Consider the following 14,010-nt stretch of genomic DNA (forward strand, 5'->3'; position numbering starts at 1 on the left):
CAATTACGTAATCGGGACCTGTCGAGAGCGATCAACGTTTCTTCGCGCGCTCATACACTTCGCTGCGCTCGCGCTTGCCTACTGCAACGACAGAAACGACGACACGCTCATCTATCACCTCGTAGACGAGTCGGTATCCAGATGACTTCAGTTTGATTTTGTAGCAGTCGGGCATGCCATGGAGTGAGTCAGACGGGATTCGAGGCAGCTCGAGCCGTTCGGCCAACTTCTTTTTGAATTGCACCCGTACCGTATGCCCCAACTTGTCCCACTCTTTGCGTGCGGACGGCAGAAACTCGAGCTTATATGTCATCCAGGGTTACCGGGATCGGCGTTTCATGACGACGAGAACGCACGATTTCCGCCAACTCCAGATCATCAAGGCGCTCCATCATGGCTTCGAACACATCGGCAGGAACCATGTAGCCCATGACGCGATTGTGATTGAGCACTGCGACGGGCCCTCCATGGGCGCCATTCAAAACGGCAGAGGGATTTTTCTTTAGTTCAGACACGCTGACAGCCATATCAGCCAAAACACTTTGCATAATTAAGACCTCAAATAAGGTCTTAATTCTGGTCAATTGTTTTGATCAGAGCAACCGCTGTGGATCACCGCCTATCAGTTTTTACACCCCCCGCCCCTTCCTCAACATCACATCCAGCTGATCCACCACTTCCGCCCAATCCGCGTCCTCGAGAATCTCGTCCCGCAGGAAGTCCACCTGACACTTGCTCCAGAAAAACGCATCGGCCAGTTGCAGCTCCGGCTTTAGCGGTGAATGGGTGGCGATGAATTTATCGATGCTTTCGGCGTCGTCCGGCAGGCCGAGTTGTTTGAACAGGGATGGAAGGTTGTGGGTTGGGTTTTCCATGTCTAACTCCTGTAAACCGATTAAGAGACCGCTGCGCGGTCATCGCGGGCAAGCCCGCTCCTACAGGTCAATCGCAGTCCCTGTGGGAGCGGGCTTGCTCGCGAAGACGGCAGCATGGACAGTGCAAAACTCAATGACTCAACTCCCGCACCTCCGCATGCGGCACCATTTTCAGGAACTCGGGCATGTCCATGCGCACCAGGTTGACGTGGTTGCCGGCCTCCAGATAGATGTCTTTTTGCCGGGTCAGCAGCGGATCGATGACCACCTCCAACCCATAGGACTCGCCCAGCGCCGGTACGGCACCGCGTTCGCAATCATCGAACAGGTGCGCCAGATTGCTTTCGCGGGAAACCTGCCACTCACCGCTGCTGCGCACTTTACTCAGGTCAAGGTGACGGCTGGCGGGCAGCACGGCCATCAGGTAATGGCCATGGTGATCGTCGAGGATCACCGATTTGGCCACCCTTTCGGCAGGAATACCTGCGACCCGCGCCGTTTCAAGGCTGCTGGCCGAGTGTGGGTGGCTGACGACGTCGTAGTTGCATTGGGCCTTTTCCAGGCTTCGCTGCACGGTTCTTGCCATACGCATGATGCACCTCGGTGTCCGCCATGACCGCTGGCGGACGATGGTTAACGCTTTGCTTGCGTAGTGAAAGTCTAGGCCTGCCGACGGGTTCCGGCGGGAAATCCGCCCATCGGACGTCGTCGACAATTGAGCAAAATTCATACAGCTCGCGTGTCAACTAAACTGTCTACAGAGCCACCTCAAGACTCTCCCGGAGGGTCAAGTGAACACGCGTTGCTGTGCAGTTGCGTTGCTGTTGGCGTTGAGCGGATCGGCCTGCGCCGCCGACACGGTCGTGGTGCTGATGCCCAACCCCGTCGGAATCTGGCTGATCACCTTCGGCATCGCGTTCCTGATCGCCGAGGCGGCGCTGCCCAATTACGGCGTGATCGGCCTGGGCGGCATCGTGATGTTCGTGATCGGTGCGGTGATCCTGTCCAATACCGAAGTGCCCGTGCCGCTGATGATCGGCCTGGGACTGGTCAGCGCGCTGTTGCTGATCTACCTGGTGATTCACGCCCTGAAAACCCGACCGCGCCACACTGTCAGTGGTGATGCCGGGCTGCTCGGCAGCGTGACAGCGGTGACGTCATTGCAGGCCGGCAACGCCTATGGCGGCTGGGTGCATCTGCAAGGAGAACAATGGCAAGTGCTCAGCGCGACACCGCTGCAACCCGGGCAACAGGTGCGGGTGGTGGGGCGCAAGGGTTTGCTGCTGCAAGTGGCCGCGGCTGACGCGGTGCCGGGCGGAGAATAGTCATGGGTTTGCAATTGGGTCTTGTCGCGCTCCTGCTGTTGCTGATCGCACTGGCGGGGGCGACGTTTCGCATCCTGCGCGAGTACGAGCGCGGGGTGGTGTTCCAACTCGGGCGCTTCTGGCAGGTCAAGGGACCCGGCCTGATCCTGCTGATTCCGGTGGTCCAGCAAATGGTCAGGGTCGATTTGCGCACCGTGGTACTGGACGTGCCGCCGCAAGACGTGATCACCCGCGACAACGTGTCGGTCAAGGTCAACGCGGTGCTGTATTTCCGCGTGCTCGATCCGCAGAAGGCCATCATTCAGGTCGAGGACTTCCTGGCCGCCACCAGTCAATTGGCGCAAACCACGTTGCGGGCGGTGCTGGGTAAACACGAACTGGACGAATTGCTGGCCGAACGCGAACGGTTGAACCTGGACATCCAGCAAGTGCTCGACGCCCAGACCGACGCCTGGGGCATCAAGGTCGCCAACGTCGAGATCAAGCACGTGGACCTCAACGAATCGATGATCCGCGCCATCGCCAAGCAGGCCGAAGCCGAACGGGAACGGCGAGCCAAGGTGATCCACGCCGAGGGTGAATTGCAGGCCTCGGAAAAACTCATGCAGGCCGCCGAAATGCTTGGCCGCCAACCGGGGGCCATGCAGCTGCGCTACATGCAGACCCTGAGTTCGATTGCCGGCGACAAGAGCTCGACCATCGTCTTTCCGCTACCGATCGAGTTGCTCAAGGGCATGGCGGACTTGTCGTCGAAACCCTGAAGGCTACGATGACGCCACTCATGGCCCGGTATTGCCGGACAGGTACAACCTCGCGGCAACACCACCGGCCTTCATCTGACGTGCGATATGCCATTGCGCTGGCAACGGTGCGAACTCGTCAGGTACGTCGGCGGTGCCAATCAGCCAGATTCGCCCCGTGCCCTTGGGCAAATCGCTCAAGTGATCCAGATAAGTGTCTGGCGTCGTCAAGGTACCGAAACCATAGTCGTTCGGCCGGCTCGAAGTGCCATCGGCCCGTGGCGGGGTGTACAGCAGCGGCTGGGTATTGGTGCGGTTGTAGTAGACGTAACTCAAGTACCAGAGCATGTCGCTGGTGACGATCCGGTCACCGGGCTGAAAATGCAGATTGACGTCTTCCACAAGGACGTTGACCTGATCATGGACATCCACCGTCGCGTTGTTTTTCAGGCCCACCAGTTCCACACCGACAAACAGCACCAGCACCGTCAGGGCCAGCACCCGGGAACCGGAGTACAAGCGGTCGATTGCCAATGCCGCCAACAGCGGCAGGCCAAGGGCATACGCGGTGAGGTAGCGCTCGATGAATATCGGCGAAAAAAACGACACCGCAAACACCAGCAGCATCGGGACAAAGGTGTAGACCGCGAGCAACGCACTGCCACGGAACACGCTTCGATCCCGTGCCAGCGCCACCCATGCCAACACCGGCAAGGTCACCGGCAAGGCAATAAACACCAGGGGAGGCAGTGTTTCGCCGTCGTCCTGGGTCAGCAACGACCAGACCATCGACGGCAAGGAGTCCAGGCTGACGGGCAATTCCCAGCCGACATCGCCATTGGCCTTGAGTTGGTCCAGGTGCCGTAACAGGTCGACGAACCCCGGTAACCACGGCAGATACAGCGCCACGATAGCCATGTTGGCCAGCCACCAGTCACCCCGCTGGATGTGCCGCAGACGATGACCCGGCTGCACACGGATGATCCCCAGGTACAACCAATGGCAGAGCACGCACAGGGCAGTGAAGTAATGCGTGTAAAACGCCGCGCTCATCAGCACGACATAGATCACCAGATAGCGCCGGCGCTGTGGCTTGCGGATCCAGTACACCAGCGCGATGGTTGCCCCCAGCAACCACAGTCCCAGTAACGAATACATGCGTACTTCCTGGCTGTAGCGCACCGCCGTGGGCAGCAGGGCCAACAGGACGCCGGCCAATATTGCGGCTCGGCGTGTGGCGAGCCGATCGACCAGCCATACGCCGAGCCCGACCGAGGCAATCCCCGGCAGGGCACTGAGGCAGCGGATCGACAATATGCCGTCGCCAAACATCGCGATCCAGCCGTGCAGCAATATGAAATACAGCGGCGGATGCACGTCGTAGGCAGCGTGCAACCAGATGTCAGGTACTGAATAACTGGCCAGCAGCAGGCTGGAACCCTCGTCGCCCCAAATCGCGGCAGCGGTCAGATCGTAAAAGCGCACCAGCGCGGCCAATACCAGAATCGGCACCAGCCAATGCTCTCTCGCCCAACGGATCAACGGTTGCGCGCCCCTGGCGAAACCAGGATTGGCGTGCGGTCCCTGAGTGTCGCCCATCGGCGTTTCTCTGCGCGCCTCCATTGCCTCCCCTTGTGACGTTGAGTGAAGAGCCAGATTGATTACGCATCACTTTAGCCCTTCAAGCCGAGCAACGTCGATGCTGACCCGATAATGGAGCGATAGCCGGCGTCCGCACCGTCAGCGCTGCGCCGTCTGCGCCACGGGATACACTGACTGCCATCCGCCACCCAGCGCCTTGTACAACCCGACGGCCGCCAGAGACACGCCGGTCGAACTCTCGACCCACTGTTCCTGCGTGGCCAGCAACGCTCCTTGCACGGTGAGTACGTTGACGAAATCCACCACGCCCTCGACGTACTGCTGTTGCGCGGTGTCCAGCGCAATGCGGTTCTGGCGCACCGCTTCGGCCAGGCTGTCGCGGCGCAACTGGCTGGCGTTGTAGGCGCTCAACTGGTCATCGATTTCATGCCAGGCGCGCAGCACGGTTTGCTGATAGGCGATAGCGGCTTCCTGTTGTTGCGCCTCACGCAGGTTCAACACTCCGCGCAAGCGACCACCGTCGAACAACGGCAAGCTGAACTGCGGGCCGATGCCGAACGAACGCGAGCCCCAGGAGCCGAAATCGCTCAGTTGCATGGCCTGGGAACCGATGCTCCCCGACAAGGTGATGCGCGGATAGAAATCGCCCTTGGCCACGCCAATGCTGGCCGTGGCGGCATGCAGCCGTGCTTCGGCCTGGCGAATGTCCGGCCGCCGTTCAGCCAGTTGCGAAGGCAAGCCAATGGCAACCTGTCGCGGCGTTTGTGGCACCGGTGCGTCTGTGGATAACTCCGCCGCCAATGCCTGGGGCGGTTCGCCCATCAACAGACTCAGGGCGTTGATCAGTTGCCACTGGCGCTGCTCCAGCGCGGGCAGGCGCGACTCGATGGCCGCCACCTGCGCGGCGGCTTCGGCGACATCCAGGTCCGTCGCGACGCCGTCGGCCAGGCGCAGCTGCGAAAGCTTCAGGCTGTGGCGGGCGACATCGAGGTTCTGCTCGGTGACGAGCCGGGTGTTCTGCACCCCGCGCAACTGAATGTAGTCCTGCGCGGTTTCGGCCAGCACCGACAGCAGCACGCCGCGCCGGTCGTTCTCGGCGACTTCAAGGTTGGCGTCGGCGGCTTCGGTTTCCCGGCGCACGCGGCCCCAAAAATCCAGTTCCCAGGACGCGGAAAAGCCGGCGTTCCACAGATTGAAGGCCGATTGGCCATTGTGACCCGACGGGTCGCTCAGACCTTCAGCACTGTTGCGATTGCGCCCGTAACCGCCACTGGCGGCCGTGCTGGGGTAGCGGTCGGCAGTGATGACCTGGCGCACCGCACGACTTTGCTGCAAGCGGCTGCCGGCCAGCTTCAGGTCGAGGTTGTCGGTCAGGGCGCGCTGGCTCAAGGCCGAGAGTTTTGGGTCGTGGAACACTTCCCACCAACGCTCATCCATTGTTTCGGCGATGGCCTGGCTGGCGGCTGGCTTTGATGGTTTTGCCCATTCGGCGATTTGTGTGGTTTCGGGCTTTTGGAAATCGGGGCCTACGGTGCAGGCTGACAGGCTCAGCACAAGCAAGGCAGAAAAAGTAAGGCGAGGCTGATGGCCTCTTCGCGAGCAAGCCCGCTCCCACAGGGGAATGCAGTCAACTGTGGGAGCGGGCTTGCTCGCGAAGGCGTCAGCACGATCAACGAAAATCTTCATCGCTGAACAACCTCTTTCGCCTTGGCGGTGGCCGTATCAATACTCGCCTCCACCGACATCCCCACCCGCAAGCGCTCGGCCAGCGATTGCCCCGGATCCAGCACGATCTTCACCGGTATCCGCTGCACCACCTTGGTGAAGTTGCCGGTGGCGTTGTCCGGCTTGATCGCGGCGAACGTCACCCCGGTGGCCGGTGCAATGCTTTCGACACGACCGTTGAGTGCCGCACCGCCCAGACTGTCAACGCGCACTTGCACAGCCTGCCCCGGCTGCACATCCGTCAGTTGGGTTTCCTGGAAATTGGCCATCACGTAAGCCTGTGCCAGCGGCACCACCGCGAGGATTTTGCTGCCCGGCGTGACGTAGGCGCCGACCCGCACCGCGCGTTCGCCAACCATGCCGTCCTGAGGCGCGACGATCCGCGTATAGGACAGCTCGTAGCTGGCCATTTCCAGCTTCGCCTGCGCCCGCTTCAGCCCCCCTTCGGCAGCATCGCGCTGGGCCGTGAGGATCTCCACTTGCTTACGCTCCGCCGCCAGCACTGCCGTGGCATTGGACATTCGTGCCGACGCCTGGTCGATGCGCGTTTGCGCCTGCTGCGCATTTTGCACCGTGCCGGCGCCCACTCCGGCGAGGTGGTTGTAGCGGTTCAATTCATGCTCGGCAAAGGCCATTTCCGCCTTGGCCGAGACCACCGAGGATTGCGCCTGGGCAATCACCGAGGCCTGGCGCTCCAGGGTCGCCCGGGCGTTTTGCAGTTGCGCCCTGGCCACCAGTGTTTCGGCGTCGGCGGCCTGGGCGGCGGCGCGCAGATCCCGGTCATCGATCAGTGCCAGCAACTGCCCGGCCTTGACCTGCTGGTTGTCCTCGACCAGCACTTGCTGGATAAACCCGGCGACCCGCGGCACGACCAGGGTGTAATCCGCCGAGACATAAGCATCGTTGGTGTTCTGCTGGGTACGCTTGCCGAACAGGCCAGGCATCGCCAGGTACAGCAACACGCCGACGGCCAATGCGACGGCCACGGCAACCACGACTTTCTGCTTTGCTTGAGTGTTCATGAAAACCTTCTGTATCAGTGGAGCATTCAGGTCGGTGCGCGCGGCGGATAGATCCGCGTCGGCAGCCAGAAAATCAACAGGATCAAGGTCACGGCGATGCCCGCCATGCACAGGTAAAGATCAGAGGAAGTGAGCACCAGCGCTTGCTCATGCAGGCGATGAGCAAGGCTTGCGCTGTCGCGCTCGACCAGAGGCGAGTTGCCGAGGCGATCGACCAGCATGGTCGAGTGAAAATGCAGGCGTGCCGTGGTCAGCGCTTCGATCACCCCGGTGGCGATGACCGCCGACAGGCCTTTGACGGTGTTGAACCAGGCCGATGCGAACGGCCCTTGCATCGGGTTGATGCTGCCGGTGGACAGCATCAGTAGCGGCAGCACCGCCATGGGCTGGCCGAAAATCTGCAGCCATTGCAGCACGTAGAAATCGTCACGAATCCACGCGGACGTCAGTTGCGAGCCACCGACGCACGACAGCGCCAGCATGCTCAGGCCGATGCCCAACACCCAGCGGCAATCGACCCAGCGAAAGTTGCACAGCGCCGCCACCAACGGCAGCGCAATCAATTGCGGCAGCGCCGCCAGCAGCATGATCGGCGCGGTCTGCACCGGGCGATAACCCTGGACCTGCGCCAGGTAGCTGGACGGAATGATGATCACCGCCTGCAACACCACCAGCACGCCCGCCAGGGTCAGCAGGGCGAAAGACAGGTTACGGATGCCGAGCATCTGCATCTTGAAAAAGGGTATCGGCTGCGAGCACTCGCCGGCCAAAAACAGCACCAGTAACAACAACCCGCCACCGAGCAGCCCGCAGATCAGGCTGGATTCGAACCAATCCAGGCGGTTGCCTTGCAGGATGCCGATCACCAGCATGCAGATGGCGGGAAAACCCAGCAGCACACCGCGCCAGTTGAAAGACTTGAAGCGTTCCAGGCGCAGCGGGTCCCGGGGCAAGCCATACGCCACCGCAGCCATGGCAATCAGGCACGGCGCGATGATTTGCCAGAAGGTCCACTGCCAGCCGACATATTCGGTCCATAACCCGGCCAATGGCGTGCCCAGACCCGGGCCGAATGTCGCCGTCAGGGCATAACCGGCCAGGCCATACAACTTCACGTTGGCCGGCAGAAACCGCAGGGCCACGGTCATCAGCATGGGTGGCAATGCCCCGCCCGCCAGGCCTTGCAAGGTACGCAGCAACAACAGGCTTTCGTAATCCGGGGCGAAGGGGCACAACACGCCCAACAGGGTGAACAGGCCGATGGCGCACAGGGTGAAACGCCGCAACGAGAACGTCACCGCACACCATGGCGCGAAGGCCATGGCCGCCACGGACGTCGCGGTGTAACAGGCGACCAGCCAGGTGCCTTCGTCGTAGCCGATGGCCAACGCACCGCGGATGTCGGCCAGGGCGACTTTGGTCACCATCTCGTTCAGGCCCGATACCAGCACCGCCAGCAGCACGCCTATCAGGCCGATGATGATCCGTGGGCCGAAGACGGGCGGAGCGGCTGCCGCAACAGGTGCGGTGGCCGTAAGGGAAGTCATGTACTGCAAGCTCCGGTGTGGAAATACCGAAGCATTCTAGGAAGCGTTATGCCTGACGAAAATCAACTTATTGGCAGGTTATAAGTGCGCCAGACGCAACAATACAAAACCCTGTGGGAGGTCAGCGGTGAATTTCAGGTTGTGCGGCCAGCCACGTTTCTTCGCAGCAGGCTTTCAGCGTTTCACGCAGCCAGCGGTGCGCTGGGTCCTTGTCGAAGCGCGGGTGCCAGGCCTGGGTCAGCATCAGGGTCGGCAAAGGAATCGGCAGGTCGAACGAGCGCAGCTTCAACCCCAGCCGCCGCACACTCAGCAAGGCTTCCTTCGGCACCGGCAGAATCAGGTCGGAATCGGGCAGGGCAAACATCGCCGCATGAAAGCTTGGCGCGATCACCGCCACTCGCCGCTCCAGCCCCAGGGCATTCAGCGCGGTATCGATCGGACCACGGGCAATGCCACGCCGGGACATGCTGATATGGGAATAACCGGCATAGCGCTCTGCCGTGATCTCCTCGTCCAGCAGCGGATGATCCTCGCGCACCAGGCCGACGAAGTGGGTGGAAAACAGGTTCTGAACCTTCACTTCCGGGGTCAATGGCCGGGTGTTGCTGACGCTCAGATCGATCCTCCCTTCGCGCAATGCCTCATCATCGCCATCGCCTTCCGGGACGAAACGCAACTCGCAGTGCGGCGCCTGCCGGTCAAGGGTGGCGAACAGCTTGCCGCCGTAAACGCCGACAAAGAAGTCGTTGGCCCGAATACTGAACCGCCGCCGCAGTGAACTCAATTCCACCGTATCGGCCGAACGAAACAGCAGCCCGGCCTGCTCGACCACACTGCGCACCTGTTCGCGCAACGCCAGCGCCTTGGGGGTCGGCACCAGGCCACGGCCGGCGCGCACCAGGATCGGATCGCCAATGGCTTCGCGGATGCGCGCCAACGTCCGGCTCATGGCCGCCGGGCTCAGGTTCATCCGCCGCGCGGCGCCCACCACGCTGCCCTCATCGAGCAAGGCGTCGAGGGCGACCAACAGGTTCATGTCCGGGAGTTGCATGGCAAGCACTCATATCTGATCAGGATTGATTCAAGTGCAATGCTAGCAAACATCCCTTCTGGATCAGTGATGATGGGTCGGCTGCCTTCGCGAGCTGCTCGCGATTGGCGATTTTTCTACCGTACCATCCCCCACCGTTTCACCGTCACCCGTTCCAACGAATCAAACACCAGGTTCTCCACCAGCAACCCAATCAGAATCACCACCGCCAGGCCAGCAAAGACCTTGTCCGTGTACAGCTCATTGCGATTCTGGAAAATGTACCACCCCAGCCCGCCCTTCCCACTGGTCGCACCAAATACCAGCTCCGCAGCAATCAACGTGCGCCAGGCAAACGCCCAGCCGATCTTCAGGCCGGCAAGGATCGATGGCAATGCTGCCGGGATCAGGATGAACAGCACAAAACGCATGCCCTTGAGGCCGTAATTGCGCCCGGCCATGCGCAGGGTTTCCGAAACGCCGAGGAATCCGGCGTAGGTGTTCAACGCCAAGGCCCAGAGCACCGAATGCACCAGCACGAAAATCAGGCTGTTCTGACCCAGGCCGAACCACAGCAGCGCCAGCGGCAGCAGCGCAATCGCCGGCAACGGGTTGAACATCGAGGTCAGGGTGCTGAGCAGATCGCGCCCAAACTGGGTCGACACTGCCAACGTGGTCAGCGCAAACGCGAGGACGATGCCGATCAGGTAACCCTTGAGCAACACCACCAGGGAAATCCACACCTTGCCGAGCAATTCGCCGCTGAGCAGGCCGTCGTACAGGGCATGAGTGGTCTGAAGAAAACTTGGCAGCAGCAGGTCGTTATTCTGATACCGGGCAACGGCCTCCCACAGCACAGCAAGCAAAATCAGGATCAGGCTTTTACGCAACCAACTTTGCTGCCACAAGCGTTGACCGATGGGTAACTCACGCTCCAGCGGCACGCTGGTCAGTGGCTGCAAAACCGTTTCGAACTCTTCACGCGGGGATGATAAATGGCTCATCGGGCCCTCCTCTCAACTGGCTCAATAAGCAATACGGATGTCGGCGAAGTCCAGCTCATGCTCGGCTTGCGCTGATTGGCCTTCATCGAACAACAACCGATGGATGCGCCGTGCCGACTCCTGAAACGCCGCACCGCCAAGGCTGTGCAAATCGTATTGATGGCTGTGGACTTCCGCCCGCACTCGCCCTGGATGCGGTGACAGCAACAGAATGCGGTTGCCCACCACCAGTGCCTCTTCGATGGAGTGCGTGACGAACAGCAGCGTGAAGCGCACTTCCTCCCAGAGCAGCAACAGTTCCTCCTGCATCTTGCGTCGGGTCAGCGCATCGAGGGCGGCGAAGGGTTCGTCCATCAGGAGGATTTTCGGCTGCATCGCCAACGCCCGGGCAATGGCAACCCGTGCCTTCATGCCGCCGGACAGGGTATGCGGATAAGCATCGGCAAACGCTGCCAAACCCACCTTCTCCAGATAATGCAGCGCCCGCTCCTCGGCCTCTTTGCGCTTGAGGGTTTTCGAGGCCAGCAGCGGAAACATCACGTTCTGTTTAACGGTTTTCCACGGCGGCAGTTGATCGAACTCCTGGAACACCACGATCCGGTCCGGCCCCGGCGCATCGACGCGCCGACCTTGCAGACGGATCTCACCTTCCACGGGCTGGATGAATCCGGCGGCGGCCTTGAGCAATGTCGACTTGCCGCAACCGGACGGCCCGAGCAGGACAAAACGGTCCGCCGGGTCGATCTCGAAACTCACTTGATGGGTCGCCCGCACCACACGCTGCGGCGTGCGGTATTCGAGGCTGACGTTATCGACCGACAGCAGCGCCTGGGCTGCCGCGATCGGTTTGCTGACCGTGTGGCCTTGCAAAGGGGCATTCATTTCGGTCAGCTCCCTTGCAGTGGCTTGGCGTCCTGGAAGAAGTAGTCCTTCCACGACTCCGGTTTGTTCTTGATCGCGCCAACGCGGTAGAGGAACTCGGCCAACGGGTAAGTATTTTTCGGCGTGACGCTGAATTCGAACTGCGGGTTGTCGATGATTTTCAGCAATGCGGCGCGGTCGATTTTGGCCTTGGTGACGCGGATGTAAGTGTCCGCCGCCGCACCTTTGTCGTTCTGGGCAAAGGTTGCCGCTTCGGTCAGCGCATCAATGAATGCTTTGTAGGTTTTCGGGTTCTCATTGCGGAATTTCTCGGTAGCGAACAGCACCGTCGGCGAGTTCGGCCCGAGCAGGTCATAGGTGTTCAACACCACATGCACATTGGGATTGGCCAGCTCCTGATCCTGGAATGGTGGGTTGGAGAAGTGCCCGCTCAGCTCGGTGCCGCCGGCCACCAACGCCGCTGTCGCGTCGGGGTGCGGAACCGCGATGGTGTACTTGTCGAGGCGATTGAAGTCCTTGTCACCCCACTGTTTGGCGGCTGCGTATTGCAGGAAACGCGACTGCACCGAAACACCCACGGCCGGCACCGCGATGCGGTCCTTCTCGGTGAAGTCGGCGATGGTCTTGACCTTGGGGTTATTGCTCACCAGGTAGTACGGGAAGTTGCCGAGGGAAGCCACGGCCTTGACGTTCTGCTTGCCATGGGTACGGTCCCAGATGGTCAGCAACGGACCGACGCCGGCACCGGCAATGTCGATGGAGCCGGACAGCAACGCATCGTTGACCGCCGCCCCGCCAGAGAGCTGGGTCCAGTCGACCTTGATGTCGATACCTTCCTGCTTGCCGTACTTCTCGATCAGGTTCTGATCGCGTACCACGTTCAGTAGCAGGTAGACGATGCCGAATTGTTCGGCGATGCGGATTTCACCTTCGGCGTGGGCCACGGTCGGCGCCACCAGGCTGCCGGCGATCAGGCTGAAACCCAGGCCAATGGCGGCGGCCAGGGGTGCAAAGGGCAGACGTTTGGACATGGTCAAATCTCCGACAAATCAGAAAGGCGCGTCGCCCTGGATGGTGGTGCGATACAACTTGCGGCGCAGATGGCTGGGGCATCCGGCGGCGAGGTGGATCAGCGAACGGTTGTCCCAGAACACCAGGTCATGGGGCTGCCATTGATGGCGATAGATGTTTTGCGGCAGTACGCTGTGGGCGTAGAGCTCGGTCAGCAGTTGTTGGCTCTCGTCTTCCGGCAGGCCAACGATGCGGGTGGTGAACCCTTCACTGACGAACAGGGCCTTGCGGCCGTTTTCCGGGTGGGTACGCACGACCGGGTGCACCACTTCCGCAACCTGGGCCAGTTGCTCCTGGGTCAGGGTCGGGCGCCAGTTGCCTTCGAATTTGGTCTCGCTGTAACGCGCCGTGTAGGAGTGCGCGGCCGAGCGGCCTTCCACCGCTGTGCGCAGCGCCTCGGGCAGGTTGTCCCAGGCTTTGTGCATGTCGGCGAACAGCGTGTCGCCGCCCTCCGATGGCAGCTCCTGGGCGTGCAGCATCGAACCCAGGCTCGGCAGCTCCTTGTAGGAGAGGTCGGAGTGCCAGAACTTGCCGGCATCGCCCAAGCCAATGTTCTGGCCGTTTTCGACGACGTTGGAAACGATGAGGATTTCCGGATGCCCTGCCAGCAGGAACTGCTTGAGCACATGAATCTGCAACACGCCAAAACGACGGCTGAAGTCGATGTGCTGTTCGGGGGTGATGCGCTGGTCACGGAACACCACCACATGATGGTCCAGATGCGCGCGGTGAATGCGTGCGAAGTCCTGATCATTGATTGGGCGGGACAGGTCGAGACCGATGATTTCGGCACCCACCGCACCGCTGAATGGGCGGACTTCAAAGAATTGTGGCGCAATGCTTGGCGAAGCTGAAGCTGCAGACATAAATCACTCCCACGCACGGCACGCTCAAAGGCGCGCGCGTCGATCAGAAACTCACGGAGATCCCGTGTTGGTTCGTGTCGTGCGGCGCGCCGATTGGTCGGCAGGTACGCAGGGGATTAACTTTATAGATATAAGAATTGAAATTTAAATACCGTTAATGAATAACGATATGGCGATTGAGAAGGGACTGAGCGAACGGCAGAGTGACGTTTTTTGTCACTTACTGACAGGGTTGAGGTGTTTTGACTGACGCCATCGCGGGCAAGCCCGGCTCCCACAAGGTTCTTTGTTGAAGCACGATCATGTGTTCGACACAAAAAC

At 60.9% G+C, this 14,010-nt stretch carries 15 protein-coding genes; 2 read left to right on the forward strand and 13 right to left on the reverse strand.

Going from position 1 to position 14,010, the window contains the following annotated elements; translation table 11 throughout:
- Nucleotides 1–31 precede the first annotated feature (31 nt).
- From KGA88_RS18210 to KGA88_RS18225, 4 genes are all read right to left on the reverse strand, one after another.
- Nucleotides 32–313 carry a type II toxin-antitoxin system RelE family toxin gene (locus tag KGA88_RS18210; protein WP_223593278.1) on the reverse strand — a complete coding sequence of 94 codons (282 nt, stop codon included), beginning with the start codon at nucleotides 311–313 and terminating at the stop codon, nucleotides 32–34.
- Nucleotides 303–548: a type II toxin-antitoxin system prevent-host-death family antitoxin gene (locus KGA88_RS18215; protein WP_110659015.1), complete on the reverse strand. Its 246-nt coding sequence runs from the start codon at nucleotides 546–548 to the stop codon at nucleotides 303–305. The genes KGA88_RS18210 and KGA88_RS18215 overlap by 11 nt, the downstream gene beginning before the upstream one ends.
- 81 nt (nucleotides 549–629) lie before the next feature.
- Nucleotides 630–875: a DUF2789 domain-containing protein gene (locus tag KGA88_RS18220; protein ID WP_223593280.1), complete on the reverse strand. Its 246-nt coding sequence runs from the start codon at nucleotides 873–875 to the stop codon at nucleotides 630–632.
- Between the two features lie 130 nt (nucleotides 876–1,005).
- The gene (locus KGA88_RS18225) at nucleotides 1,006–1,467 is read right to left on the reverse strand and encodes an aminoacyl-tRNA deacylase (protein WP_223593282.1); all 462 of its coding nucleotides are present in this window, start codon (nucleotides 1,465–1,467) and stop codon (nucleotides 1,006–1,008) included.
- Between the two features lie 199 nt (nucleotides 1,468–1,666).
- Between KGA88_RS18225 and KGA88_RS18230 the strand changes: the two genes are divergently transcribed.
- Entirely contained in the window at nucleotides 1,667–2,200 is a 534-nt protein-coding gene (locus KGA88_RS18230) for an NfeD family protein (RefSeq protein WP_110659009.1), read from the forward strand.
- Between the two features lie 2 nt (nucleotides 2,201–2,202).
- Entirely contained in the window at nucleotides 2,203–2,961 is a 759-nt protein-coding gene (locus KGA88_RS18235) for a slipin family protein (RefSeq protein WP_110659007.1), read from the forward strand.
- An 18-nt stretch (nucleotides 2,962–2,979) separates the two neighbouring features.
- Here KGA88_RS18235 and KGA88_RS18240 read toward each other — a convergent pair whose 3' ends face one another.
- The 9 genes from KGA88_RS18240 to KGA88_RS18280 all read right to left on the reverse strand — a co-directional run bounded on the left by KGA88_RS18240 (nucleotide 2,980) and on the right by KGA88_RS18280 (nucleotide 13,689).
- Nucleotides 2,980–4,563, reverse strand: a complete 1,584-nt coding sequence (locus KGA88_RS18240; RefSeq protein WP_223593284.1) for a glycosyltransferase family 39 protein — start codon at nucleotides 4,561–4,563, stop codon at nucleotides 2,980–2,982.
- 117 nt (nucleotides 4,564–4,680) lie between these two features.
- Complete coding sequence (locus KGA88_RS18245; protein WP_223593287.1) at nucleotides 4,681–6,228, reverse strand: efflux transporter outer membrane subunit; 1,548 nt, start codon at nucleotides 6,226–6,228, stop codon at nucleotides 4,681–4,683.
- Nucleotides 6,225–7,289 (reverse strand): HlyD family secretion protein, encoded by a 1,065-nt coding sequence (locus tag KGA88_RS18250; protein WP_223593289.1) that lies wholly within the window; start codon nucleotides 7,287–7,289, stop codon nucleotides 6,225–6,227. The genes KGA88_RS18245 and KGA88_RS18250 overlap by 4 nt, the downstream gene beginning before the upstream one ends.
- Nucleotides 7,290–7,315: 26 nt before the next feature.
- Nucleotides 7,316–8,836 (reverse strand): MFS transporter, encoded by a 1,521-nt coding sequence (locus KGA88_RS18255; RefSeq protein ID WP_223593291.1) that lies wholly within the window; start codon nucleotides 8,834–8,836, stop codon nucleotides 7,316–7,318.
- A gap of 121 nt (nucleotides 8,837–8,957) precedes the next feature.
- On the reverse strand, nucleotides 8,958–9,887 hold the full coding sequence (locus KGA88_RS18260) for a LysR family transcriptional regulator (protein ID WP_223593293.1): 930 nt from the start codon (nucleotides 9,885–9,887) through the stop codon (nucleotides 8,958–8,960).
- A 116-nt stretch (nucleotides 9,888–10,003) separates the two neighbouring features.
- Nucleotides 10,004–10,870 carry an ABC transporter permease gene (locus KGA88_RS18265; protein WP_223593295.1) on the reverse strand — a complete coding sequence of 289 codons (867 nt, stop codon included), beginning with the start codon at nucleotides 10,868–10,870 and terminating at the stop codon, nucleotides 10,004–10,006.
- 21 nt (nucleotides 10,871–10,891) lie between these two features.
- Nucleotides 10,892–11,752, reverse strand: a complete 861-nt coding sequence (locus KGA88_RS18270; protein ID WP_223593297.1) for an ABC transporter ATP-binding protein — start codon at nucleotides 11,750–11,752, stop codon at nucleotides 10,892–10,894.
- Nucleotides 11,753–11,757: 5 nt separating this feature from the next.
- Complete coding sequence (locus KGA88_RS18275; RefSeq protein WP_110658991.1) at nucleotides 11,758–12,783, reverse strand: ABC transporter substrate-binding protein; 1,026 nt, start codon at nucleotides 12,781–12,783, stop codon at nucleotides 11,758–11,760.
- Nucleotides 12,784–12,801: 18 nt separating this feature from the next.
- Nucleotides 12,802–13,689 (reverse strand): TauD/TfdA dioxygenase family protein, encoded by an 888-nt coding sequence (locus KGA88_RS18280; RefSeq protein ID WP_110658989.1) that lies wholly within the window; start codon nucleotides 13,687–13,689, stop codon nucleotides 12,802–12,804.
- Between the last annotated feature and the right edge of the window lie 321 nt (nucleotides 13,690–14,010).

The sequence above is a fragment of the Pseudomonas sp. A-R-19 genome, assembly GCF_019956575.1.
GTDB lineage: Bacteria > Pseudomonadota > Gammaproteobacteria > Pseudomonadales > Pseudomonadaceae > Aquipseudomonas.

Coding starts and splice junctions, on each gene's coding strand:
- KGA88_RS18275 (WP_110658991.1), bottom strand. CDS start 12,783: ATGTCCAAACGTCTGCCCTTTGCACCCCTGGCCGCCGCCATTGGCCTG.
- KGA88_RS18220 (WP_223593280.1), bottom strand. CDS start 875: ATGGAAAACCCAACCCACAACCTTCCATCCCTGTTCAAACAACTCGGC.
- KGA88_RS18225 (WP_223593282.1), bottom strand. CDS start 1,467: ATGCGTATGGCAAGAACCGTGCAGCGAAGCCTGGAAAAGGCCCAATGC.
- KGA88_RS18240 (WP_223593284.1), bottom strand. CDS start 4,563: ATGGAGGCGCGCAGAGAAACGCCGATGGGCGACACTCAGGGACCGCAC.
- KGA88_RS18270 (WP_223593297.1), bottom strand. CDS start 11,752: ATGAATGCCCCTTTGCAAGGCCACACGGTCAGCAAACCGATCGCGGCA.
- KGA88_RS18215 (WP_110659015.1), bottom strand. CDS start 548: ATGCAAAGTGTTTTGGCTGATATGGCTGTCAGCGTGTCTGAACTAAAG.
- KGA88_RS18260 (WP_223593293.1), bottom strand. CDS start 9,887: ATGCAACTCCCGGACATGAACCTGTTGGTCGCCCTCGACGCCTTGCTC.
- KGA88_RS18210 (WP_223593278.1), bottom strand. CDS start 313: ATGACATATAAGCTCGAGTTTCTGCCGTCCGCACGCAAAGAGTGGGAC.
- KGA88_RS18265 (WP_223593295.1), bottom strand. CDS start 10,870: ATGAGCCATTTATCATCCCCGCGTGAAGAGTTCGAAACGGTTTTGCAG.
- KGA88_RS18280 (WP_110658989.1), bottom strand. CDS start 13,689: ATGTCTGCAGCTTCAGCTTCGCCAAGCATTGCGCCACAATTCTTTGAA.
- KGA88_RS18255 (WP_223593291.1), bottom strand. CDS start 8,836: ATGACTTCCCTTACGGCCACCGCACCTGTTGCGGCAGCCGCTCCGCCC.
- KGA88_RS18235 (WP_110659007.1), top strand. CDS start 2,203: ATGGGTTTGCAATTGGGTCTTGTCGCGCTCCTGCTGTTGCTGATCGCA.
- KGA88_RS18250 (WP_223593289.1), bottom strand. CDS start 7,289: ATGAACACTCAAGCAAAGCAGAAAGTCGTGGTTGCCGTGGCCGTCGCA.
- KGA88_RS18245 (WP_223593287.1), bottom strand. CDS start 6,228: ATGAAGATTTTCGTTGATCGTGCTGACGCCTTCGCGAGCAAGCCCGCT.